This is a genomic window from Sorangium sp. So ce128 (assembly GCF_051525245.1).
Lineage (GTDB): Bacteria > Myxococcota_A > Polyangia > Polyangiales > Polyangiaceae > Sorangium > Sorangium cellulosum_B.
Map to the genome: position 1 here is coordinate 6,187,848 of NZ_CP150313.1, position 23,432 is coordinate 6,211,279.

The window sequence follows — 23,432 nt, forward strand, 5'->3', positions numbered from 1 at the left end:
AGGCATCCCTGGCGGCTAGGTGTTCATTCGAACTTGACGGCCGCGGTCTTGGTCTCGCCTGCCTTCAGCGTGACGGTGACCGACTTCTTCCCGAGATCCGGATGGATGAACATCACCGTGTGCGACCCCGCAGGGACGCTGACGCCCACCTTGGGCGTGCTCCCCAGCGGCCGCCCGTCGAGGACCACCTTCGAGACCGGGATCGAGTTGATGTTCAGCGTCGCACCGCCAGCAGCGGCCGCGGGCTCCGGCGCTTCCGCCGGCGCTTCCGCCTTCGGCGCGGCGGCCACGGGCTCCGACCTCGGTGCGGCCGGCTCCGGAGCAGGCGCGGGCGCAGGCGCTGGCGCTGGCGCGGCGGCGGCCGGCTCGGACTTGCGCGCCCCGTCGAGCGCGATCCGGATCGTCTTCTCGGCCTGCCCGTCCTCGAACGAGATCGCCTGAGAGAAGTCCTGGTGCCCCTTCTTCGTCGCCACGATCTTCCAGCGCTCGGACGCGGTGACATCCACCTTGACCGGCGGCTTCTTCCAGGCCGAATCGGGAAGCTTCTTCTCCGTGCCCTTGGCGCTCACCAGCTTGACCGAGGCGCCCGACGTGGCGAGCTCCAGCGTCACCTGCCCCTTCAGCACCTTGAGCGCGACCGCGCCGAGGTCCTTCATCTGGCCCTGGCCGACGTCCACCGTCTGCTCCAGAGGCTCGAAGCGCTCGCCGCCGTCGAAGCGGATCTTGTGCTCCCCCGGCGGCACGCTGACCTCGACGGGGAGCGCGCCCTTCTCCTCGCCGTCGATGAAGACCTTCACGCCGGGCGCGCCCGACGCCTTCACGCCGGTCGTGGTCGACGCGCTGGTGGAAGACCGCTCGGCGCCGGCCGCGTCGAGCGTGATCACGACGACCTTCTCCTTGCCGCCCTCGACGATCTCGACGGCGTCGCGCGGCGGGAAGTCGGGGGCGAGGATCTTGACCACCTTGGAGCCGGGCTCGAGATCGCGCACGACGCAAGGCACGGTGTCGCAGCGCTTCTGGCCGTCGAGGAAGATCTCGGCCCGGTCGACGGCGCCGCCGCCCGGGGTCTTCAGGTCGATCGTGAGCGCGCCCTTCTTCGGCACCAGCATGACCACCGCCAGGATGAGCACGGCGACCAGCGCGAGCCCGCCGAGGAGCACGCCCACCTTGCCGGCGCCCTGCTGCACCACGTGGCGCGGGCGGATCTCCGTCGGCTCGTCCTTGCGCGACAGCGCGCGGAGCCCGAGGTCCGGCGGCATCGCCGGCGCGGGCGGGGCGCTCGGGATCGGCGGCGGCGCCGGGACGGGGGTGCGCACCCGCGAGGCCGACGCCGCGCCGCCAGAGCTCGCGACCAGCGCCGCGGTCGCCTTCGGGATCGCCGGCGAGCCCGCCGCCGGCAGCGCGCTCGAGCGCCCTGGATTGTAGTCGTTCCCCTGCTTGTCGTAGACGTGGGTCGACTCCTCGTCGTCGTCCCAGTTCATGTCGACCGCGGTGCCCTTGACCGAGCGAGGCTTCGCGTCGTCACCCGCCTTCAGCGGCGGCTTCACCGACGGCAGGCGCACCGGCGGAGGGACCACCGGAGGCAGCGAGCCCGAGCCCCCGCTGACCGGCGCCGGCGGCAGCGGGCTCTTCGACGGCAGGGCCGGGGCGCTGATCGCGGGCAGGGACGGCTGGCGCGACCGAGGCGGCACCACGGGCGGCAGGGAGCCCGACTTGACCGAAGGAGGCATCGGCGGCGGGAGCGACCCCGGGCTCGTCCCCTTCGCCGACAGGGGCGGCGGAAGCGACGCCAGACCGGTCCCCTTCTGCGTCACGGCCGGCGGCGGGAGCGACGGCGGCGGGAGCGACGGCGGCGGGAGCGACGGCGGCGGGAGCGACACCGGACCGGTCCCCTTCAACGGCACGGGCGGCGGAAGCGACCCCGGGCTCGTCCCCTTCGACGGCACGGGCGGCGGGAGCGACGACGGGCCGGCCCCCTTCTGCGTCACGGGCGGCGGAAGCGGAGACGGCACGCCGCTGGGGAGCGTCGCCGCATGGTTCGGCGGCGGCGGCACCGCCGCGCCGACGAGGGTGCGCGACCGAGCAGGCGGCGAGGGAGGTACGAGGGCGGTGCTCGTCGCGGGCGACTTCTTCTTCGCGAGCCCCTCGAATACGTCCAGATCGCTGCCGCCCTTGTTGTCCGCCATGTTCGAGAACTCCTCAGGATATGCGGCGCCGTTCACCGCGGCGTCCCGGAAACGGAAACGAAAACGGAAACGGAAACGATCGCGCATGCTCCGCGCGACGAGCGTGAGCTCGATGTACAAGCGCTCGTCGCGGGCGAGCTCGGAGCGCGCTAGAATCCCCTGATCCGCTGCAGCGTACCGCTGGTCCGGTGACTTCGCGAGCGCCATCGGGAGGATCTCGGCGGCAGCGAGGCGCCGCGCGCGCCGCGATCTCGCGCGGATCCAGCGCTCCACCGCCGGCGATGCGGCGCGCGACGTCCGCGGCGCGCGCGACGTCCGCTGCGCTCCGCAATGCGACGCTGCGCGCGATCCACCACCCGCACCTCGCGCGCGCGCCCCCGCCCGGCGAGCCCACGCAGATCCGCGCCGAGATGTCGCAAGCTCCGAAGGATCGCAATCGATGCACCGGCCGACGTGTATTAGTCCGTCGGGCCGCCAGCGCACAAGCGCCTACTGCACGTCAGGGAAGGGCCAAGGCGCCGTCACGCTCAGTGATCGCCGCCTGCCGTTTCCTCTTTCTTCGGCTTTTTGAAGTACCGAACGCGCTTCTGCTGCAGCGGGTACCAGACGCTGTGCGGAACGATCGGTGTGGATTCGAACATCCGGCCAGCGCCAGGCGCCTCGGCGCGCGTGAGCCGGACGGCGCGCGGGCCTGACGGCGGATGGACGGCGGCGCCGGAGAGATCGGTATCGCCGCCGAGGGCCACCGAGAGCGGCCGGGGCAGGTAGAGCCGCGAGGAGCAGCCGAGCCCCGCCAGGAAATCCTGGAGCAGCTTGGCGTCGCGCGGGTCGGCGGGCGCCGGAGGCGGCGCCGATGCGTCCGGCGCCAGCGCGGCGTCCGGGGCGCTGGACGGCCCGGTCGCGGCCCGCTCGACGTAGATCAGCATCCCATCCTCGTCGTTGACGCCCAGCGCGGCCACGGCCCTCGCGCTGCCGAGCGCCCCCGTCGCGATCCGGACCGCGCCGCGCACCGGGGAGGCCGGCGAGGCGGAGAAGGACCCGGCCGAGTGCCAGATGCTCGACCCCTCGCCCTGCCCCGCGCCGGGCGTCGCGGCGCCGTCGCTGAAGACCGCCACGGTCGCTCCCGCCCCGGCCGGCGGGGACGCCCCGGGCTCGCCCAGCGGCGCGGCCGTGACGGTCCGCGGGTCCACCTTGAGCACCCGCAGCCGGACATCGGGCCGCGCGGGATCGGGGCGGATCTCGGTGACCGCGAGCGCATAGGGGAAGCCGTGCTGCGGGAGCCCCTGGGTGCGCCAGGCGCCCTCCCCCGCCTCGGCCGGCGCCGCGCGGGGTGCCAAGGGCGGCCCCGGCAACAGGTGCCGCAGCGTCATGTAGAAGAAATCGCGCGCCTCCCGCCGGATATAGCGGGGGAAGTTCATCAGGCCCATGCCGCGGATGAGCCGGCGGCCGCGGAACCGGTAGCCCGAGAGCCCCGAGACATCGCCCTCGGTCTCCCATTCCCCCTGGAGCGGGCGCCCCAGCGGCGGCAGCTCGCCGCTCGGCGCCACACGATAGAACTCGAGCCCGCTGTGGCCCGCGTTCATGTCGAGCGCGATCCCGTAGGAGCAGCGGGCCTGGATCATCGCCTGGGCCAGGGCCTCCGGGCTCACGTCGGCGCCATAGAAATAGGCGACGAAGCGCTCGCGGGTCAGGCAGATGCCGGTCCTGACCGTGTGCGTCTTGTCGGCCCACCCGGGCGGCGTGCCTCCCCACCACGTCCGGCCGAAGGGATTCCACTTCTCGTCCTCGACCATGACCGTCATGTTCTGGCGGAACGACAGCATCCATTCGGGGACGTTCTCGTCCTCCGACCAGCTCCCGAAGACGGTGCTGCCGTCGCGCCGGACGGCCACCGTCGCGGCGTAGGGCTTCGGCGGCAGGTACATCACCCCGTCGGCCATCATGCCGAACTCGCCGTGCATCGCCTGGAAGCCGGCGTTCGACGCGGCGACCACGCGCTTCATGACCTCGGGCGTGCGCGGGATGAGCCCCGGCCCGGCCTCGCCCGTCGCGCCCTTGGGCTCCACCGTGCCCGCCATCATGTGGAGCTCCACCTGGCGCGGGTCCCAGAGCGCGATGTAGACGCGCGTCGCCTTGCGCGAGCGGTCCGTCCGGAGGAACGTGGTCATGAACGCCGGCGGGAGCCCGTCGAGCTGGCGCACGAAGGCGCCGCCCCCCTGGGGGTTCCACTGCCCCTCGCCCGGCAGCGGCGGCGTCACCCAGGGCTCGAGCGGCGCCGGCGGCCAGCCGATCTCGGGATCGATCGGGATCTGGCGGACGGGCGGATCCAGCTCGCTCTGGCCGAGGTCCGCGGCGATGTCCTCCGCGCCGGTGTCGCCCGTCACCGCCTCCTTGTTGCGGAGGACGAAATCCAGCGCCGTGAACGCCACGGCCTTGACCGTCTGCATCGCGGCGTCGCCGATCACGAGGCGCACCCGGTCGACCGCCCAGGTGACGAGGTTCCCCGGCCGCGCGACCTCGGACGCCTCGGCGCGGATCCACGCGGGCAGCGCCGCGTCGTCCACGCCGCGCGCCGGCAGACGGGCCTCGCGGCCGCCCGCGCGGACGACGACCGCGCTGTCGTCCTCCAGCGCGACGGCGACGTCGCCCGCGTCCGGGGCGCGGCGGCTCCGCGGCTCCTCGGCGCGCGGCTCTTCGGCGCCCGGCTCCTCGGGGTGCGGCTCCTCGGCGCCGTTCTCCTCGCTCCGGGCGAGGTCGATCGCGAAGGTCCGCCGGCCGATCCCGCGCAGCCGGCCTGTCGCCTGCCAGCTCGTGACGGCGTGCTGGAGCCGCTCGACGAGGGACCAGTCCGCGCCGCCCGAGAGCCCTTGCCCGTCCAGCTCGAGCACGTGCACCGTGGGCGACGCGGCCTCGATCAGCGGGCGCGAGACGTAGGCGAGGGCCTCGCCGCGGAGCACGGGCTTCGACTCGTCCGCGCCGCTCGTCTCGGTGAGGTTGTGGATCGCCGAGACGTCGAGCAGGACGCCCTCCGGCGAGAGCCTCGCGTCGACGAGGTACAGGTCGGTGGGCTCCCCGCGCTCGCCGCCGGCGCGCACGCCGCGCGCGACCGCGCGCGCGGCGACGCCGAACGGGCGGAGGCCGCCGCGCGGCGGATCCACCCACACCACCTCGCCGGCCGCCGCGGCGATGCCCCGCGCCGCGAGCTCCGCGGCGAGCGCGGTCGAGCGGTCGCGAGCGCCTCCGCCGACGTCGGGCGACATCGCTACGGCCGCGGACGCGCAGAGGACGAGGATGCCGATGCGCTGGCGGCGCAGGGAGGGCGTTTTCGGGGACTGCATTCGCGGACAACGCGCGGAGGGGCGGGGCTCTTGCCCGGGCGGTCGAGGACGACCGGACGCGCGCGCGGCAGCCGTTATCATCGTTTTTGTACCGCGGCCAGGTTCGGGGGCGCGCGGCGCTAGCGTCCGCCGAACCGGCGGTGCTACATCGGGCGCGCCCATGTCGAACGCTGACTCGCCCCCTCTCCGCCGCGACGAGGCGCTGACGATAGCGCGCCTCGCTCACCTCGACCTCTCCGCCGAGGAAATCGAGCGCCTCACCGGTGATCTCGGCAACATCCTCAGCTACGTCCGGCAGCTCGAGGAGCTCGACGTCTCGGCGGTGCCGCCGACGGCGCACGTGCAGATCGAGCGGCTGCCGCTCCGCGCCGACGAGGAGGCGCCGAGCCTGCCGCGCGAGGTGGCCCTGCGGGAGGCGCCGCGGGTCGAGGACGACGGGTTCGCCGTTCCGGCGTTCGTGGACGAGGGGTGACGCCGATGGACACAGCGATCCTCGATCGATCCATCCCGGAGCTCGCGGCGCTCGTGCAGCGCGGCGAGGTGAGCGCCGAGGAGGTGGCCAGGGCCGCGCTCTCGCGCATCGAGCAGCGCGACGGCGCGCTGGGCGCCTTCCTCACCGTGCAGGGGGAGCAGGCCGTCGCGGCGGCGCGCGCGCTCGACGCGCGGCGCGCGCGGGGCGAGGCGCTCGGCCCGCTCGCCGGCGTGCCGATCGGCCTCAAGGACGCGCTCTGCACCGAGGGCGCCCCGACGACCGCCGGCTCGAAGATCCTCACGCGGGCGGCGGCGGGCGGGGACGGCGCGCCTACGACGCCCGACCCGGCGCGCGGGTTCCGCCCGCAGTTCGACGCGACGGTCGTCGCCCGCCTGCGCGAGGCCGGCGCGATCCTGCCGGGCAAGTGCAACATGGACGAGTTCGCGATGGGCTCGTCGAACGAGAACAGCGCCTTCGGCCCGGTGAAGAACCCGTGGGACCCGTCGCGCATCCCCGGCGGCTCGTCCGGCGGCAGCGCGGTCGCGGTGGCGGCGGGGATGACGCCCGGCTCGCTCGGGTCGGACACGGGGGGATCCATCCGCCAGCCGGCGAGCCTCACCGGCGTCGTCGGCATCAAGCCGACGTACGGCCGCGTCTCTCGCTACGGCCTCATCGCGTTCGCCTCGAGCCTCGACCAGATCGGGCCGTTCGCGCAGGACGTGAAGGGCGCGGCGCGCCTGCTCGAGGTGATCTCGGGCCGCGATCCGCGCGACGCGACGAGCCTCGACGCCCCGGTGGGCGCCTGCGAGGCCGCGTGCGGCCGCGACGTCGCGGGGCTGCGCATCGGGGTGCCCGAGGAGTACTTCGCGAAGGGCATCGACGCGCGGGTCGAGGCGAAGGTGCGGGAGGCCATCGAGGGACTGCGCGGCCTCGGCTGCGAGATCAAGCCCGTGCGCCTGCCGCACACGCGGTACGCCGTGGCGGCCTACTACATCGTCGCGACGGCGGAGGCGTCGTCCAACCTGGCGCGCTTCGACGGCGTGCGCTTCGGGCTGCGCGTCGAGGGCGACCGCGGCGGCAAGGCGGACCTCCAGGGCCTCTACGGCCGGACGCGCGGCGAGGGGTTCGGCCGGGAGGTGAAGCGCCGGATCCTGCTCGGCACGTACGTGCTGTCCGCGGGCTACTACGACGCGTATTACCTGCGCGCGCAGAAGGTGAGGACGCTGATCCGGCGCGATTTCGACGAGGCCTTCCGCGAGGTGGACCTCATCGCGGCGCCGGTCTCGCCGACGGTCGCGTTCCGGCTGGGGGAGCGGGTGGACGATCCGCTGTCGATGTACCTGGCCGACGTCTACACGCTGCCCGCCAGCATGGCCGGGCTACCCGCGATCAGCGTCCCGTGCGCGACAGCGCAGGCGCCGGACGGCGGGCCTCCGCTGCCCGTCGGCCTGCAGCTCATCGGCCCTGCGCTGGAGGAGGCGCGGCTCTGCCAGGCGGCCTACGCGTGGGAGCAGATCTCGCCGGTGCGCGGGCTGCGCGCGCGCGTGTCGAACGCGTGACGAGCGGAGCGCGCCGATGAGCTCCGCGATCACCGTGGCGGCGGCCGGCCCCGAGCACCTCCCGGGGCTCGAGGCGCTCTTCGAGGCCGCCGGCACGCCCTGCTACTGCCGGTACTACCACTTCGGCGGCACCAACAACGAGTGGCTCGCGCGGTGCTCGGACGGCCAGGGCGAGAACCGCCGGGAGTTCGCCGAGGCGCTCGCCTCGGGCAGCGACGAGGCGCGGGGCGTCGTGGCGCTCGCGCCGGAGGCGCCGCACGTCGTCGGGTGGCTCAAGGTCGCGCCCGCGGCGGCCGTGGCGAAGGCGTACGAGCGACGCCTGTACCGCGGGCTGCCGTGCTTCGCGGGCGATCGCGCCGGCGTCTTCCTGATCGGCTGCGCCGTCGTGCACCCGGGCCACCGGCGGCGAGGCGTCGCGACCGCGCTCGTCGCGGGCGCGGTGGAGCTCGCGCCCTCCTGGGGCGCGCGCGCCCTCGAGGCCCTGCCGCGCCGGCCGAAGGAGCCGGTGAGCGACGAGGAGCTGTGGACCGGCCCGGTCTCCGCGTTCACGCGGAACGGATTCGCCGAGGTGCACGCGTTCGAGCCGTATCCGGTCCTGCGCCGGGCGTTGTGACAGCGCCGCGGCGAGGCCCGGCCGGGGTCGCGCTTCGCTTGCGCGCGCCGGCCGACCAGGTAGTGTCGCGCCCGGCGCATGGCTCCCACCTCCGAGCACCCTGAAGCCGCGGCCCACGACGCCGCCGAGCGGAGCTCCGCCGGCGCAGATCACGCCGCGCCTGGCTCCGCCGCGGGCACGGCCACGGCCGGCGCGAGCGAGCCCCCGGCGTCCGCAGCGGCGGAGGCGTCGCCGACCAGCCGGCGCGCGTCGTCCGGCCCGAGGGGCCGGGTCATCGCGCTCACCGGCGCCGCGTCCTTCCTCGGGCGCAACCTGATCGGGATCCTCGAGGAGGACCCGCGCATCGCGCGCGTGGTGGCCATCGACATCAAGCGGCCGGACACGGGCGGCTCCAAGCTGCGCATGCACACGGTCGACCTGACGGAGCCCGCGTCCGAGGAGCGCGTCGCCGAGGTGCTCGCGGCCGAGCAGGTGGACACGCTCGTCCACCTCTGCTTCCTGTCGTCGCCCACCCCGGCGACCGCCTGGGCCCACGAGCTCGAGTCGGTCGGCACGATGCACCTGCTCCACGGGGCGCGCCAGGCGAGCCTGCGCAAGCTGATCCTCTGGAGCCAGACGATCCTCTACGGCGCGCACCCGACCAACCCCAATTTCCTCACGGAGAAGCACCCGCTCCGGGCGGATCCGGACGAGCGCTTCTTCGCGGACAAGATGGCCGCCGAGCGGGAGCTCAACGCCTTCGGCGCGAAGGCCAAGGGCACGACCGTCACCATCCTGCGGACCGCGCCGATCCTGGGCCCGACCGTCCAGAACTACGTCACCCGGTTCCTGGCGCGGCGCCTGGTCATGACGATGCTCGGCTTCGATCCGCTGTGGCAGTTCATCCACGAGGTCGACGCGATCGCCGCCTTCAAGCTGGCCATCGACAGCGATTTCCCCGGGACCTTCAACATCGTGGGCGACGGCGTGCTGCCGCTCTCCACGATCGTGCGCCTCGCGGGCCGGACGGCCGTCCCGGTGCTGCACAGCGCCGCCGGGGCGATCGCCTCGGCGCTCTGGGCTGCGCACGCGGCGATCGCCCCGCCCAGCTTCCTGCGGTACCTGCGCTATCTCTGCGTGGCGGACGGCGAGAAGGCGGCGCAGGTGATGGGGTTCCGGCCGGTCTACACGACGCGCGAGGCGTTGCTCGATTACACGAGCGCGCAGCGGCTGCGGGACGTGCGCCTGCTGCAAGAGACGCCCGCGTGATGCGGTTCGGGGGGTGAGCGATGGGCACGGAGCACGATCGAGAGCTCGAGGAAGCAGGGACAGGGAATGGATCGCCGCCGTCGACGCGCGGGCGCCCCGATCGGACGGGGCCCAGGCAGGTCGTGCCGAGCGTCGACGTCGAGGACGACGAGGCCCGGTACCTGGCGCCGATCGGCCCGACGGAGCCCTCGGACGGGCGGAAGACGCAGTCGTCCGAGGTGCACGCCCCGGTCGTGCCGGTGACGGCCGAGGAGCTCCAGCGCCAGATCAGGGAGCTCGAGGCGCGGCTGAAGCGGATGCTCGCCGGGGGGCCATCGCCCGACGCGAGCGGCGCGGTGGGAGGCGTGCCCGAGACCGAGCGGAGCCCGCGCCTGGGCGGAGCGCCCGCCGCGTCGGCCGGCTTCGCCAGCGAGCCGCCGCTGTCCGAGCCCGGGACGGCGCGCGACGTCCTGTCGACCGACTTCTACCTGCGGCAGTGGGGCCGCGCCGGCCTGCGCCGCCGCTCGGAGGAGGTCGACGAGTTCGGCTTCGATCCCAAGTACGAGGCCCGGTACAGGTCGCTCTTCGACTTCCTGCACAGGGTTTATTTCAGGATAGATATCGAAGGCATCGAGCGTATCCCCGCCGAGGGGCGGTGCCTCGTGGTGTCCAACCATTCGGGCGGGCCCATCCCCTACGACGGGCTCATGCTGCGGGCCGCGGTGCGGCGGGAGCACCCGGCGCGGCGGGAGCTCCGCTGGCTGGCCGACGATTTCGTGTACTACCTGCCGTTCGCCGGCACGATCATGAACCGGCTCGGGGCCGTGCGGGCCTGCCAGGAGAACGCCGAGCGGCTGCTCGCGGGCGAGCGGCTCATCGCGGTCTTCCCGGAGGGCGTCAAGGGCAGCGGGAAGCTCTACAAGGACCGGTACCAGCTCCAGCGGTTCGGTCGCGGCGGCTTCATCCGGCTCTGCCTGCGCACGCGCACGCCGCTCGTCCCGTGCGCCATCGTGGGGGCCGAGGAGACGAACCCGCTGTTCTATCGGGTCGAGCACCTCACACGCGCGCTCGGCATCCCGTACCTGCCCATCACACCGACCTTCCCCGCGCTCGGGCCGCTGGGCCTCGTTCCGGCGCCCACCAAGTGGAAGATCCGCCTGGCCGATCCGGTGCGGTTCGACGCGTACGGCCCGGAGGCGGCGGACGATCAGATCCTGGTGCGGCGCCTCGCGGAGCGCGTGCGCGCGACGATCCAGGGGCTCATCGACGAGACCCTGGCCACCCGGAAGTCGATCTGGTTCGGATGAAGCGATCTGCCGAGGCGAATCCCCACTCCATGCCCGAAGATACAAACGAAGGCGATCCGCCCGCCGAGCCCGAGCGAGCGACGACCAGGGGCGCGCGGCCGGAGGGCGTGCTGGTGATCGACAAGCCGCGCGGGCCGACGAGCCACGACGTCGTGGCCCGCCTGCGCCGCGCCCTCGGCGTGAAGCGCATCGGGCACGCGGGGACGCTCGACCCGATGGCGTCCGGCGTCCTCGTGGTGCTCGTCGGCGAGGCCACCAAGCTCGCCCCGTACCTGACCGCGCAGGACAAGCGCTACACGGCGCGCGTCGTCCTCGGCGTGGGGACGGACACCCTCGACGCGGACGGGCAGATCACCGCGACGCAGCCCCTTCCGCCGTGGCTCGACGCGGAGCTCGGCGCCCTCGCCGGGGCCGGCGGGCCTCCCGGCGGTGAGGCGCTCGCGCGCGCGGCGCCGCGCATCGCCGCCGCGATCGACGCGGAGCGGGCGCGGCGGGAGCAGGCGCCGCCGGCCTACTCGGCCATCAAGGTCGCCGGGCAGCGCAGCTACGCCCTGGCGCGCGCCGGCCAGGCGGTGGAGCTGTCGGCGCGGGCCGTCGAGGTCCGGTCGCTCGAGGTGACCGGCGCCTCGCGCGGCGTGTTTGGTGCACCTGCCGCGGGCGCTGCGCCGGCCACCCTCGATCTCGATCTCGGGGTGAGCAAGGGCTATTACGTGCGCTCGCTGGCGCGCGACCTGGGCGCGCACCTCGACGTCCCCGCGCACCTGTCCGCGCTCCGGCGCACGGCGAGCGGCAGCTTCACCGTGGAGCAGGCCGTGTCCCTCGACGCCGGCGCCGAGGCGCTGCGCGCATCGCTGCGCCCGCTCGCCGACGCAGCCGCCGCGAGCCTCCCGGTCGCCCGCCTGACCGAGCACGGCGCCCGGCGCGCGCGCATGGGACAAGCGCTCACCGAATCCGACTTCTCCATGGCTCCTGCGCACCCTGGCGCCGCTGTATGGCTCGATCCGGACGGGGTTGTCGTGGCGCTCGGCGCCTCGGAGGTCGCCGATGCGAACGCCGGTGAAGGCCTTCCAGCGCCATCGCCGACTCGGTTTTCCGTCCTGCGCGGTTTTTCTGAAGCGCCCGACATGCGTGGGAATGCTGCTAGATAAGAGAAACCCACAGCACACGGCAATTCCCTGGACTTCGGCAGATCTACGGCGCATGTCACTGGCATCGCTCGGCAGAATCGGTCGAGCTGGGGAGTCCGCCTTCGGGCGAGAGCGGCAAGAACGCGTGGTTCCGTCATCTCCTGAGATTTCGCGTCCCGGTCCGGTTGCGCTCCCCTCGCCTGTTCCGTTACGATTCGTCCGTTAGGAGCCTCTGTTTGAGTCCCGATTTCGTTCCATTGCCAGCGCTCGGCGCTGCAGTTCTCTCCGCTGTACTTGGCTCGCTGTTCGTCGGCGCCGACACCGCACTGACGACGTTGAGCGCGACGAGGCTCGGCGCGCTGATAGAGCAGGCGACGGGCCCCACGAAGGCCGCTTACGAGCGGATTCGTCAGGAAGACGCCAAGCTCCGTTCCCGCTACCTGCTCGGCTGGGTCGTATCGACCAGCCTGACGGCCGCCTGCTTCGACCTCTTCTTCCGGCGGATTGCCCCAGGCGCTGCGCTCTATCTCGGGCTGGCGACCACCATCGTCCTCAGCGGAGCCCTTTACGAGGTCAGCTCCACGCTGGGCCGCAAACACGCCGATCGGGCCGCATCGATGGCGGTCCGCTTCTTGCGCCCTCTCGAAATCGCGATGCTGCCGCTCGCCGTACCGCTCGGCTGGATCGGCTCCAAGCTGGGGCCGCGGGATGGTGAGCAGCCGTCGGATCCGAGGGTTGCCGAGGCGGAGGTCGAGATCCTCGTCGATGAGGTCGAGCGTTCTGGTCTCTTCGGGCGAGAGCCGGCGGAGATGATCCGGAATGTGCTCGAGTTCGCCGATCTCACGGCGCGGGACGTGATGGTGCCGCGATCCAAGGTCGAGGCCATCGAGATCTCCACTCCGCTGGAGAAGGTGCTGGAGATCGTCACCGAGAGCGGGCACTCGCGGTATCCGGTCTACAAGGATCAGACCGACAACATCGCTGGTCTCCTCTACGCGAAGGACCTGTTCAAGGTCCTCGAGGAGCGCCGGCTCAAGAACACGACGCTCCGGGAGATCACGCGGAGCCCGGCAAATTTCGTCGCCGAGTCGCAGCCCCTCTCTTCGCTGCTCCGGGAGATGAAGAGCCGGAGACAGCACCTCGCCATCGTGGTCGACGAGTTTGGCGGGATGTCGGGGATTGTCACCCTGGAGGACGTGCTCGAGGAGATCGTCGGAGACATCCGGGACGAGCACGACGAGACGGACGACGGCGCTGCCATCCAGGATCTGGGCGACGGCCGCCTGGTCGCCGACGCGGCCGTATCGATGAGCGATCTCTCGGCCTATCTTGGCGCCGAGCTCGACCGTGAGGGAAAGTACGAATCTCTCGGCGGGATGCTCACGCAGCACGTGGGCAAGGTGCCCGAGGTCGGCACGGCCGTGAGCAAGTTCGGCCTGCGCTTCATCGTGCGCGACAGCGACGAGCGTCACATCGGAAAGGTCGAGATCGTCCGCCCCCGCGCCATGGGCGCCGGCGGCGCCGCCTGAAGCCCCCCGCGCCGACCCACCGCGCAGGAGGGGGCCATCGTCGCCCCCTCCCCTAGACCACGAAACCAGGTACGCCCCGCCTCGCGCGCCGCGGTGCTTCAGATCTGCGCCGGCCGAGCGGCGCGCGCCCGCACAGGAGACGGGCCCAGATCGGCGTTTTCGGCGCGCAGGCGTACTCCCCGTACGCCGAGCACCGAAAACGTCGAGATGGGCCCGTATCCGAAGCGGGCGCGTGCCGCTCAGCGGGCGAGGGAGAGTTTGCGGAGCTCGTTCGCGAGATCGTCGCCCTCCTTGATGAGGCCGGGCGTCTCTTCGACGGGGTTGTCCTTGTTGCCCTCGAGCAGCTTGCGGATGTCCGCCATCGCGCTGGCGAGCCTGAAGACCATCTGCTCGCTCGTGAGGCCAGCGACGGACTGCGGATCGACCGGGAGGGCCTGCAGATCGCCGCCGGCGATGTCGCCCTTCGTCCAGCGGGTGGCCTCCTTGTCGGCGGGCCTCAAGCCCTGCTGCGTGCGCTCGAGGCGGCTCACCGTGTACTTCGCCGGCCAGTCCTTGCCGAACGGGAACGGCGCCTTGTTGGGAACGAGCTCGGCCAGCGTCTTGTCGCCGTCCCGGCGGAAGACCACCGAGAAGTTCACGACCGGCTCCTCCTGCTCCTTCCACGATTTCTCGACGGGAGCCTGCGCGGCCGAGAGGACGTTCTTGAGGCTGTCCTTGGTCTTGTTGAGATCCTGGACCGCCGTGGTGTAGGCGAGGACCTGGCGCATCACCCGCCCCGGGAGGCCGCCGATCTGCTTGCCCTCCAGGTTGGTGGCATCGAACGGGACGTTGATGCCGCCCAGCTCGGCCACGAGCTGCGCGGGGAACTTCTTCCCCTCGAGCGCCGTCCGGCCCGCATCGAGCTTGTCCTTCAGCTCCACCATCTTCTCGTTCGCGGCCTTCACGTCCTTCGCGAGCGCCGCGGCGCCGTCGACCGCGAGCTTGCCGCGATCGCCGCGCTCCTTCGCGCCGCCGATGGCGAAGCCCACGCCGATGCCGACGATCGCCGCGAGGCCGGCGTAAAGCGCCGTCTTCTTGGAGGCCTTCCGCCGCTCCTGCTCGACCTCCTCGCCGACCTCGACCTTGATGGTCTGCGCGGCGGCCGTCGGCTTGGGCGGAGGCGTCTGGATCACAGGACGCGGCGCCGGTGCGAACGGAGGCAGCGGGATGCCTGGCGAGATCCCGGGCGGGGGCGCGATGCCCCCCACGGAGGGCATCGGCGGCCGCGCGCTCGGATGCGGCGAGGGCATGCCGACCGGGCCCGCGTTCATGTCGGGAGGCGGCCCCGATCCGGGCTGCGAACCAGGCACGGGAAGGGGGACGGCCGCTCCTGGCGCCCCGCCTATCGCCGTTTTGCCAAGCCGAGCCTTCAGATCGATTTTGCTCTTCTTCTTTTCTTCAGCCATCGGCTCCTCGAGGACGGGATCGCTGCACCACTTCGCGCTGAAAACTCCAGCCCGCCCGAGGGAATCGACCCACCACGGCCCGAACCGGAGCTGCCCCTGCGCGAGCGGCAACAGAAGACGACACGGGCCGGCCTCCAACAGACCGACATGGGAGCGGGGAGGGAAAGATCAGCAACACGACGGGAGCGCCGGGCGAGCGGACAACCCGCCGGGCACGTTAGCGGCGCGCCGCCTGGAATGTCAACGCGATGGCGATCGCAGCGCAGGATGTGTTTCGACAGGCGATCGCCAGGCCACACAGGCCACCCGGCCACACGGGCCACCCGGCCCCACGGCAGCCCCCGCCGGCCCGCAGCTGCGCCCTCGCCGGGTCTGCGCCGGCGTCCCCCGCCCATCCTGCGGGCGACCGCCGGCAGCTGGCCCTCCGCGAAGGGACCGGGTAGGAAGCAGGGGGTTCATGGTCTCGTTCAAGTTCGGCGGGGGTCGGCCGCCGCGGCTCCGCTCTCCTTCCGGCAGCGGACCGGAGGCGCCGCCAGCTTTATCCACCGGCAACAGACCGCAGGCGCCGCCCGCGGCTTCGTCTGGCGACGGGCGGCAGGCGCCCCCCCCGCCTTCCAGCGGGGGCAGGCGGGGGCCGCCCTCGCGGCGGTCATCGCTCCGGATGGAGACCCGGCGGGTCACGAGCTTCGATGGAACCGACATCACCTACCGCGTGACGCCGCCGCCGTTCGAGGGGGCGAAGACGGTGGTCCTGGTCAACGGGCTGGGCGGGCCGTACCTCGCCTGGCGGGCGCAGGTCGAGTACCTCTCCGACCAGTACCGGTTCATCACGTGGGATTACCGCGGGATGTACGCGTCGAAGCGCCCGTCACCGGACGTTCCGGGCGCCTATGCGGTCGCGAACCATGTCCGTGACCTGGAGGCGATCCTCGCCGTCGAAGGGATCCGGCACGGCGCGCTGATGGGATGGAGCGTGGGCGTCCAGGTGGCGCTGGAGGCGTTCCGCAGGCTCCCGGGGTTCGCCGCGAACCTGGTCCTGCTGAACGGCACTTACCGCCGGCCGCTCGAGACGATGGGGCCGCTGCCGGGGCTCGGGCGGCTGTTTCCGCCGTTCGTGGCGTTCGCGGCGCGCGCTCACACGCTGGCGGCCAGGGTGACGCGCAGCACCTTCGGCCCGCCGGACGCGGTGCTCTGGCTGAAGCGAATGGGGCTGCTCGGCAAGACGCTCGACAGCGAGGCGTTCGCCGAGCTCGTGCAGCCGTTCGGCCAGCTCGACATGGACGCGCTCTGCCGCAACCTCCGCGCGCTGGACGCCCACGACGCCGAGCACGTGCTCGAGCAGATCGACGTCCCGACGCTGCTCATCACCGGCGACCGCGATGCGTTCACCCCGCGGGCGCTGGCGCAGTCGATGGCGCGCCGCATACCGATGGCGGAGATCCTCGTGGTCCGCGGCGGGACCCACACCACCGCGGTCGAGTTCCCCGAGCTCGTGTCGCTCCGGATCGAGCGCTTCTTCGCCGACCACGGGTTCTAGCGCGGCCCGCCTGGCCCTGGGCCAGGCGGGCGCGCCGCTCACTTCCGGAGCAGATCGGCGAACGGGTTGTTGCGGAAGCCGCCCGACGAGCTCCCCTGCCCCTTCCCTTGCTGCCCCTGGGCCGGCCGGCGGCCGTCGCCGCGATCGTTGCGGCCGCGCGCGTCGCCGCCTGCAGAGGGGCCGCCCGCCTGGGGACGCGCGCCAGCGGGAGCGCCGCCCTTCTTCGCGGTGAGCGAGATGCGCTTGCGCACGAGATCGACCTCGAGCACCCGCACCTTGATCTTGTCGCCCACCTTCGCGACCTCGTTCGGGTCCTTCACGAACCTGTCCGCCAGCTGCGAGACGTGCACGAGGCCGTCCTGGTGGACGCCGATGTCGACGAAGGCGCCGAACGCCGTGACGTTGGTCACCACGCCCTCGAGCTCCATGCCCGGCTTGAGATCCTCCATGGTCCGCACGTCGTCGCGGAACTTCGGCGGCTCGAACGTGGCGCGCGGGTCGCGGCCCGGCTTCTTCAGCTCGCTCAGGATGTCGTTCAGCGTGAACGAGCCGACGTCGCCGGCCTCGTACTTCTTCGGATCGATCCGCGCGATCGCCGCCGTGTCGCCGATGAGCGACCCGACCGGCACGCCGAGATCCGCCGCGATGCGCTCGACGAGCCCGTAGCGCTCCGGGTGCACGGCGCTCGCGTCGAGCGGGTGCTCCCCGCCCCGGACCCGCACGAAGCCCGCCGCCTGCTCGAACGTCCGCGGGCCGACGCCGGGCACGTCGAGCAGCGCCTTGCGGCTCTTGAACGCGCCGTTCAGGTCGCGGTGCGCGACGATCTTCTTCGCGAGGCTCGGGCCGATGCCGGCGACGCGGGCGAGCAGCGGGGCGCTCGCGGTGTTGAGCTCGACGCCGACCCGGTTCACGCAGCTCTCGACCACCTCGTCGAGCTTCCGCGCGAGCAGCCCCTGGTAGACGTCGTGCTGGTACTGGCCGACGCCGATGCTCTTCGGGTCGACCTTCACGAGCTCCGCGAGCGGGTCCTGCAGCCTGCGGGCGATGCTGATCGCGCCGCGCACCGTGAGATCGAGCTCGGGGAACTCCTCGCGCGCGACGTCGCTCGCCGAGTAGACGCTCGCGCCAGCCTCGCTCACCGGGACGCAGAACAGCTCCGTCAGCGCCTCCGACGCGAGCACGTCCTTCACGAACGCCTCGGTCTCGCGGCCGTGCGTGCCGTTGCCCACGGCGACCGCGCGGAGCGGGTACTTGCGGCAGATGCGGCGCAGGTCCTGGCGGGCGCGCTCGAGCGAGTCGCCGCTCCCGACCAGGTAGATCGTCGTGTGCTCGAGGAGCTTGCCCGTCTCGTCGACGACGGCGCACTTGCAGCCGGTGCGCTGGCCGGGGTCGATGCCGAGCACCGCCTTCGTGCCGAAGGGCGCGGCGAGGAGGAGCTCGCGGAGGTTCTGGGCGAAGACATCGACCGCGGCGCGATCGGCCTGCATCTTGAGGTCGACACGCACGTCGCTCTGGACCGCGGGGAGCAGGAGCCGCTTCACGGCGTCGTCGGCGGCCTTCGTGAGCTCGCCGGCCCACGGCGATTTCGGCTTCAGCCCCACCGCGGCGTGGATCGGCGGGACGAGCGGCTCGGGCGCGAGCTCGATCGCGGCGCGGAGGACGCCCTCGGCCTCGCCGCGGCGGATCGCGAGGTAGCGGTGCGACGGGATGTTCGCGACGGGCTCCTCGAAGCTCCCGTACATGTCGAACTTCGTCTGCTTGGCCGCGTGCTCCTCGTTCTTCTGGACCTTGATGACGCCTTCCTTCGCGTAGGCCTCGCGGACGAGCTTGCGCACGTCGGCGTGCTCGGCGATGCGCTCGGCGCAGATGTCGCGCGCGCCGGCGAGGGCGGCCGCCGCGTCGGGGACCTCCTTCTCGGCGCTGACGAACGCGCGGGCCTCCTCCTCGGGGCTGCCGTCGCCCGGCTGCGACCACATGCGATCCGCGAGCGGCTCGAGGCCCCGCTCCTTCGCGATGATGGCCCGCGTGCGGCGCTTCGGCTTGAAGGGGAGGTAGAGATCCTCGAGCTCCGCCTTGGTGCCGCAGGCGCGGATCTTCGAGGCGAGCGCGTCGGTGAGCTTGCCCTGCTTCTGGATCTCCGTGAGCACCGTGGCGCGGCGCTCCTCGAGCTCGATGAGGTACGCGCGGCGCTCCTCGATGGCGCGGATCTGCACCTCGTCGAGCCCGCCGGTCGCTTCCTTGCGGTAGCGAGCGATGAACGGGACCGTCGCCCCCTCGGCGAGCAGCTTGGCCACCGCCGAGACCCCCTGGCGCGGGAGGCTCAGCTCCTCGGCCAGGAGCGGGACCGGATCGAACGAGCTGTCCGCGCGGCTCGGGACAGCGACAGGGCTCTGCGTCTCAGTCATGGGCGCGGCATACGCGCAGGGTGCACGCGCGTCCAGGCTTGACTTGATGTCTGCCTCAGCCCGCCGCCGCGATGACCTCGCCGTCGCGCAGCACGGCCCGCGCGCGCGGCGCGCCCCAGGGCTGCACGATCGCGTTCTCGTGGGGCAGGTCCCAGAGGGCGAGATCGGCGCGCAGCCCCGGACGGACGGCGCCGCACACGCCGCCCAGGCCGAGCGCGGCCGCCGCCTCGCGCGTCGCGCCCAGGATCGCCTCGGCGACCGTGAGCCCGTAGAGCCGCACCGCGAGCGCGAGCGCGAGCGGAAGGCTCTCGGTCGGCGCCGTGCCGGGGTTCGCGTCGCTGCCCACGAGGAGCGGGACGCCTGCGGCCCGGAGCGCGGCGACGGGCGGCGGCTCCTGCCGCAGCGTGAAGCTCGCCACGGGCAGCAGCGCGGCGGCGACGCCCGCCTGGGCGAGCGCCGCGATGCCCGCCGGCGCGACGTGCTCGAGGTGGTCGGCCGACGCGGCGCCGAGCGCGGCCGCGAGCTCGGCGCCGCCCACGTCCGCGAACTGCCCGACGTGCACGCGCACGCCGAGCCCCAGCGCGCGCGCCCGCTCGAGCACCGGCCGCGCCTCGTCCACCGAGAACGCGCTCCGGTCGATGTACGCGTCGACGTAGCGCGCGAGGCCGGCCGCGGCGATCGCGGGCAGCCAGGAGCGCGCGACGGTCCCCGCGTAGGCCGCGCGGTCGCCGCCGGCCTCCGGGGGCAACGCGTGCAGCGCGAGGTACGTCGGAACGACGCGGGGCAGGCGCGCGTCCCTCCCCGCCTCGGCGACCGCCTCGAGCTGCTTGCGCTCCGTCGCCTCGTCGAGGCCGTAGCCGCTCTTGGCCTCGACGGCGGTCACGCCGAGCGCGGCCATCCGGCGGAGGCGGGCGCGGAGCGTGTCCGCGAGCTCGCCGGCGGTCGCGGCGCGCGCCGCGCGCATGCTCGCGACGATGCCTCCGCCGGCCGCGGCGATCGCCTCGTAGTCGCCGCCGGCCATGCGGATCGCGTACTCGGCGTCCCGCGAGCCGATCCAGGGCGCGTGCGTGTGGCAGTCGACGAGCCCGGGCGTGACGACGCCCGCGGCCTCGATCGCGATCGGCACGCCGGCCCCGGGCCGCAGGACCTCGCGCCGCGGGCCGACCGCATCGATCGCGCCGCCTCGCACCACGATCGCGGCGTCCTCGATGACGCCGAGGGGATCACCGGCCGAGGCGCGGGACGCGTCGCAGGTGACCAGCCGGCGCGCGGTGATGGCGAACGGGCGCTCGGGGTGCTGCGCGGCCTCCGCTCGCGCGGCACCCGGCGGCGCCGTCACGTCGCCGCCCCCGCGGCGCGCGCCCGCTCGATGTCCTCGATCACCGCCCGGGACGCGGGCCCACCGACGATCTCGGCGAACGCCGCCGGCGAGGAGGCCGGCCGCGGCGGGCACCGCCGGCGCAGGCCCAGGCACCGCGCGGCCGCCTCGACGCAGCGCTCGCGGAAGCGGGGCTCGCGCTCGGCCTTGCGCACGAGCGCCTCGTGCACGCGGTCCTGCAGGTCCTCGCGGTGGCAGACGAGCAGCGCGTCGCAGCCCGCCCAGACGGCCGCGGCGGCGGCCTCCTCGACGGCGTGGTGCGCCGCGATCGCGGCCATCTCGAGATCGTCCGAGAAGAGCACCCCCTCGAAGCCGATCTCGCCGCGCAGGAGGTCGGTGCAGATGGCGCGCGACAGCGTCGCCGGGACGCTGGGATCCAGCGCCTCGACGACGATGTGCGCCGTCATGAGCGACGCGACCCCGGCGCCGCAGGCGGCGCGGAACGGCGGCAGCTCGATCTCGTCGAGGCGGCCGCGCGCGTGCATGAGGGTCGGGAGCGCGAGGTGGCTGTCGAGCGCCGTGTCGCCGTGCCCCGGGAAGTGCTTGCCGCAGGCGAGCACGCCCTCCTCCTGGAGACCCTCCAGGAATGCAACGGCGCTCCGCGCGACCGCGCCAGGGTCGCGACCGAACGCGCGATCGCCGATGATCGGGTTCGCCGGGTTCGAGTCGACGTCGAGCACCGGGGCGAAGTTCAGGTTGATGCCGACGGCCCGGAGCTCGGACGCGACGGCGCGCGCCGCGCGTCGCAGCAACGGGAGGTCCGCGAGCTCGCCGAGCGAGCGCATCGACGGCAGCGTCAGGAACGGCGCGGGCAAGCGGGTCACGCGGCCCCCCTCCTGATCGATGCCGATGAAGGGAGGCCGATCTGGGCCGCCCGCCGCGGCGAGCGCCTGGCAGAGCCGCGCCGTGGCGGCCACGTCAGGGACGTTGCGCCGGAACAGGATCGCGCCGCCCCGCCGCCCCTCGGCGAGGGCCTTCAGGTACCGGGCCGGCGGCTCCGCGCCGTCGAAGCCGCCCACGATGAGCTGACCACACAGGACCTCGAGCTCCAGATCGAGCCGCATCGTCCACCACCTCTCGCGCGGCGCAGGCGAGTGGCCGGCCGCGGAATCCGTTCGTAGACGACTCGTAAACGACTTGGGCCGACGAGGCCACTTCCGAGGGATGCCGGTGCGCCGGAGGGGACGCCGCGGCGCCGGAGGGACGCATCGTGTCGCGGTCGGCCCGCTCAGAACCGGATCGCGATCTTCCCGAAGTGTGCGCCGCTCGCCATGGACTCGATCGCCTGGCGCACCTCGGCGAAGGGGACCACGCGATCGACGACCGGCCGGAGCCCGCTCGCCGCGATCGCGCGGTTCATGTCCTCGAACATCGCCCGCGACCCGACGAAGATGCCCTGCGCGGTGATCTGCTTCATCAGGATGGGGAACAGGCCGACATCCCCCAGCGCGCCGCCCGTGAGCACGCCGATGAGGCTCACGCGGCCGCCGAACCGGACCGCGCGGAGCGAACGGGCGAGCGTGCCCGCGCCGCCCACCTCGATCACGTGATCCACCCCCGCGCCGCCGGTGAGCGAGCGCGCGGGCGCGTCCCAGTCGGGGTTCGCGCGGTAGTTGATGGTCTCCGACGCTCCGAGCGACCTCGCGCGCTCGAGCTTCTCGTCGCTGCTCGAGGTGACGATGACGCGGGCGCCCGCGAGCCGGGCGAACTGCAGCGCGAAGATCGAGACGCCGCCCGTGCCCTGCACGAGGACCGTGTCGCCCGCCTTGATGTGGCTCGCCACGAAGAGCGCGTTCCATGCGGTCACCGCGGCGCACGGCAGCGACGCGGCCTCCTCGTCCGTGAGGTGCTGCGGGACCGCGACGACCCCCTCTGCATCGAGCAGCACCCGCTCCGCGGCCACGCCCGGCAGCTCCCCGCCGAGGGCCCCCCGCGCCTTGTTCGCGGAGAGCTCCCCGTCGATCCATCGCTGGTGGAAGATCGGGCTCACGCGATCGCCGACCTTCACCCGCGTCACCCCGTCCCCCACGGCGACGACCTCCCCGACCCCGTCGGAGAGCGGGACGAGCGGCAGCGAGAACTTCGGGTTGTAGAGCCCCTTCGCCACGAGCAGGTCGCGGAAGTTGAGCGACGCCGCCCTCATCTGGAGGACGATCTGCCCAGGCCCCGGCTCAGGATCCGGAAGATCGATCGGGCGGAGCGCGTCGAGGCCGAACGAACCCTGGAGAGCGAACGCTTTCATGCAGATCCTCCTTGAGCGGAGATCCGCTATCCCACGCGGGGTGGAGGCCGGTCAACGCGCCGCTCGACGCCCTGGCCGCCGCGCGTCGCGCAGCGCCTGGGCAGCGAGCCACAGGCCGGCCGCCGTCACGAGCGCCGCCCCGAGCAGCTGATCCGCCGACGGGCTCTCGCCGAGCCAAGCGGCGGCGAGCACGTGCGACAGGACGACCCCGACGTAACCGATCGCGCCGACGCGCGCCGCGCTGTCGAGCGCGTAGGCGCGCGTCATCGCGAGCTGCGCGAGGCCGCCGGCGAGCCCCGTCCCGATCAGCAGGAGGGCGCCGAGGGCGTCGGGCGTCCGCCAGACCGGGATCGAGAGCGCGACCATCGCGGCGCTCGCCACGAGCGAGAAGTGCAGCGCGATCGCCTCGGGGCTCGCGCGCTCCCCGCCTGCGCCGATCCTGCGCAGCCAGATCATGGCGAACGCCGAGAAGACGGCGCCGAGCGTGGCGATGAGCGCGATCTCGCCCGCGATCGCGAGCCTCGGCGCGGCGACCAGCCCGACGCCGGCGAAGGCGAGAAGGGTCGCGAGCCAGAGGCGCGGGCTCGTCCGCTCGCCGAGCAGCCGCGGCGCGAGGAGCGCGACGAAGATCGGGCTCGTCGCGCCGAGCGTGACCGCGTCGCCGAGCGCGATCTGCGGCGTGCCGAGCGTGTAGAAGCCGCAGAGCATCGCCCCGGTACCGCAGAGCGAGCGCGCCCACGCGAGCCGCCGGTCGCCCCGACCCACGGAGAGCGGCGCACGGCGGACGAGCGCGACGCCGAGCGCGGTGGCCGCGCCCACCAGCGTTCGCGACGCCGCCACCTCGGGCCACGGGGCGTGCTCCGAAGAGAGCCGCGCGAGGACGTTCATCGCGGCGAAGAGCGATTGGGCCAGGAGCATCCACAGGACGCCCGCGGTCGGGTGCGCCGCGCGCCCCTCGCGCTCCGCGGCGAGGACGATCGCGGAGGCCCCGGGCGGGTGCGCGGCGACCGCGCCCTGCGACGATGACGACGTGCTCACGTAGCGCATCGATTACCACCTCGACCTCG

The 23,432-nt window shown here is 73.3% G+C and carries 16 protein-coding genes; 8 read left to right on the top strand and 8 right to left on the bottom strand.

From position 1 onward, the window contains the following. Positions 1-23: 23 nt before the first annotated feature. Positions 24-2,393, bottom strand: coding sequence for a PEGA domain-containing protein (locus WME82_RS23400; protein ID WP_438044612.1), 2,370 nt, complete (start codon positions 2,391-2,393; stop codon positions 24-26). A 320-nt stretch (positions 2,394-2,713) separates the two neighbouring features. After that, positions 2,714-5,524 carry a hypothetical protein gene (locus tag WME82_RS23405; protein WP_438044613.1) on the bottom strand — a complete coding sequence of 937 codons (2,811 nt, stop codon included), beginning with the start codon at positions 5,522-5,524 and terminating at the stop codon, positions 2,714-2,716. 160 nt (positions 5,525-5,684) lie between these two features. Here WME82_RS23405 and gatC point away from each other — a divergent pair, with 160 nt between their 5' ends. From gatC to WME82_RS23440, 7 genes are all read left to right on the top strand, one after another. Continuing rightward, positions 5,685-5,996, top strand: coding sequence for an Asp-tRNA(Asn)/Glu-tRNA(Gln) amidotransferase subunit GatC (gene gatC / locus WME82_RS23410; RefSeq protein WP_012236913.1), 312 nt, complete (start codon positions 5,685-5,687; stop codon positions 5,994-5,996). 5 nt (positions 5,997-6,001) lie between these two features. After that, positions 6,002-7,555 (top strand): Asp-tRNA(Asn)/Glu-tRNA(Gln) amidotransferase subunit GatA, encoded by a 1,554-nt coding sequence (gatA, locus tag WME82_RS23415; RefSeq protein WP_438044614.1) that lies wholly within the window; start codon positions 6,002-6,004, stop codon positions 7,553-7,555. A gap of 16 nt (positions 7,556-7,571) precedes the next feature. After that, complete coding sequence (locus WME82_RS23420; RefSeq protein WP_437747702.1) at positions 7,572-8,168, top strand: GNAT family N-acetyltransferase; 597 nt, start codon at positions 7,572-7,574, stop codon at positions 8,166-8,168. Between the two features lie 78 nt (positions 8,169-8,246). Continuing rightward, the gene (locus WME82_RS23425; protein ID WP_438044615.1) at positions 8,247-9,416 is read left to right on the top strand and encodes an NAD-dependent epimerase/dehydratase family protein; all 1,170 of its coding nucleotides are present in this window, start codon (positions 8,247-8,249) and stop codon (positions 9,414-9,416) included. A 20-nt stretch (positions 9,417-9,436) separates the two neighbouring features. Continuing rightward, complete coding sequence (locus tag WME82_RS23430; RefSeq protein ID WP_438044616.1) at positions 9,437-10,702, top strand: lysophospholipid acyltransferase family protein; 1,266 nt, start codon at positions 9,437-9,439, stop codon at positions 10,700-10,702. Positions 10,703-10,731: 29 nt separating this feature from the next. After that, on the top strand, positions 10,732-11,850 hold the full coding sequence (locus WME82_RS23435) for a tRNA pseudouridine synthase B (protein ID WP_438044617.1): 1,119 nt from the start codon (positions 10,732-10,734) through the stop codon (positions 11,848-11,850). A gap of 164 nt (positions 11,851-12,014) precedes the next feature. Further along, the gene (locus tag WME82_RS23440; RefSeq protein WP_437873603.1) at positions 12,015-13,358 is read left to right on the top strand and encodes a hemolysin family protein; all 1,344 of its coding nucleotides are present in this window, start codon (positions 12,015-12,017) and stop codon (positions 13,356-13,358) included. 239 nt (positions 13,359-13,597) lie between these two features. Here WME82_RS23440 and WME82_RS23445 read toward each other — a convergent pair whose 3' ends face one another. Beyond that, positions 13,598-14,647, bottom strand: a complete 1,050-nt coding sequence (locus WME82_RS23445; protein WP_438044618.1) for a formin — start codon at positions 14,645-14,647, stop codon at positions 13,598-13,600. 817 nt (positions 14,648-15,464) lie between these two features. Here WME82_RS23445 and WME82_RS23450 point away from each other — a divergent pair. Then, the gene (locus tag WME82_RS23450; protein ID WP_438044619.1) at positions 15,465-16,340 is read left to right on the top strand and encodes an alpha/beta fold hydrolase; all 876 of its coding nucleotides are present in this window, start codon (positions 15,465-15,467) and stop codon (positions 16,338-16,340) included. Between the two features lie 38 nt (positions 16,341-16,378). On the opposite strand, the gene WME82_RS23455 is transcribed toward WME82_RS23450, so the two are convergent. From WME82_RS23455 to WME82_RS23475, 5 genes are all read right to left on the bottom strand, one after another. Beyond that, positions 16,379-18,745: a Tex family protein gene (locus WME82_RS23455; protein WP_437747708.1), complete on the bottom strand. Its 2,367-nt coding sequence runs from the start codon at positions 18,743-18,745 to the stop codon at positions 16,379-16,381. 55 nt (positions 18,746-18,800) lie between these two features. Further along, complete coding sequence (gene hutI, locus WME82_RS23460) at positions 18,801-20,084, bottom strand: imidazolonepropionase (RefSeq protein WP_438044620.1); 1,284 nt, start codon at positions 20,082-20,084, stop codon at positions 18,801-18,803. After that, positions 20,081-21,187: a beta-N-acetylhexosaminidase gene (nagZ, locus tag WME82_RS23465; RefSeq protein ID WP_438044621.1), complete on the bottom strand. Its 1,107-nt coding sequence runs from the start codon at positions 21,185-21,187 to the stop codon at positions 20,081-20,083. The genes hutI and nagZ overlap by 4 nt, the downstream gene beginning before the upstream one ends. Positions 21,188-21,351: 164 nt before the next feature. After that, positions 21,352-22,365 (bottom strand): zinc-dependent alcohol dehydrogenase family protein, encoded by a 1,014-nt coding sequence (locus WME82_RS23470; protein WP_438044622.1) that lies wholly within the window; start codon positions 22,363-22,365, stop codon positions 21,352-21,354. 51 nt (positions 22,366-22,416) lie between these two features. Beyond that, complete coding sequence (locus WME82_RS23475) at positions 22,417-23,412, bottom strand: DMT family transporter (RefSeq protein WP_437747712.1); 996 nt, start codon at positions 23,410-23,412, stop codon at positions 22,417-22,419. Positions 23,413-23,432 lie beyond the last annotated feature (20 nt).

What these genes read in the sequence shown, in the direction of transcription:
- WME82_RS23400 (WP_438044612.1), bottom strand. Translation starts at nt 2,393, where the DNA reads ATGGCGCTCGCGAAGTCACCGGACCAGCGGTACGCTGCAGCGGATCAG.
- WME82_RS23405 (WP_438044613.1), bottom strand. Translation starts at nt 5,524, where the DNA reads ATGCAGTCCCCGAAAACGCCCTCCCTGCGCCGCCAGCGCATCGGCATC.
- gatC (WP_012236913.1), top strand. Translation starts at nt 5,685, where the DNA reads ATGTCGAACGCTGACTCGCCCCCTCTCCGCCGCGACGAGGCGCTGACG.
- gatA (WP_438044614.1), top strand. Translation starts at nt 6,002, where the DNA reads ATGGACACAGCGATCCTCGATCGATCCATCCCGGAGCTCGCGGCGCTC.
- WME82_RS23420 (WP_437747702.1), top strand. Translation starts at nt 7,572, where the DNA reads ATGAGCTCCGCGATCACCGTGGCGGCGGCCGGCCCCGAGCACCTCCCG.
- WME82_RS23425 (WP_438044615.1), top strand. Translation starts at nt 8,247, where the DNA reads ATGGCTCCCACCTCCGAGCACCCTGAAGCCGCGGCCCACGACGCCGCC.
- WME82_RS23430 (WP_438044616.1), top strand. Translation starts at nt 9,437, where the DNA reads ATGGGCACGGAGCACGATCGAGAGCTCGAGGAAGCAGGGACAGGGAAT.
- WME82_RS23435 (WP_438044617.1), top strand. Translation starts at nt 10,732, where the DNA reads ATGCCCGAAGATACAAACGAAGGCGATCCGCCCGCCGAGCCCGAGCGA.
- WME82_RS23445 (WP_438044618.1), bottom strand. Translation starts at nt 14,647, where the DNA reads ATGCCCTCGCCGCATCCGAGCGCGCGGCCGCCGATGCCCTCCGTGGGG.
- WME82_RS23450 (WP_438044619.1), top strand. Translation starts at nt 15,465, where the DNA reads ATGGAGACCCGGCGGGTCACGAGCTTCGATGGAACCGACATCACCTAC.
- WME82_RS23455 (WP_437747708.1), bottom strand. Translation starts at nt 18,745, where the DNA reads ATGACTGAGACGCAGAGCCCTGTCGCTGTCCCGAGCCGCGCGGACAGC.
- nagZ (WP_438044621.1), bottom strand. Translation starts at nt 21,187, where the DNA reads ATGCGGCTCGATCTGGAGCTCGAGGTCCTGTGTGGTCAGCTCATCGTG.
- WME82_RS23470 (WP_438044622.1), bottom strand. Translation starts at nt 22,365, where the DNA reads ATGAAAGCGTTCGCTCTCCAGGGTTCGTTCGGCCTCGACGCGCTCCGC.
- WME82_RS23475 (WP_437747712.1), bottom strand. Translation starts at nt 23,412, where the DNA reads ATGCGCTACGTGAGCACGTCGTCATCGTCGCAGGGCGCGGTCGCCGCG.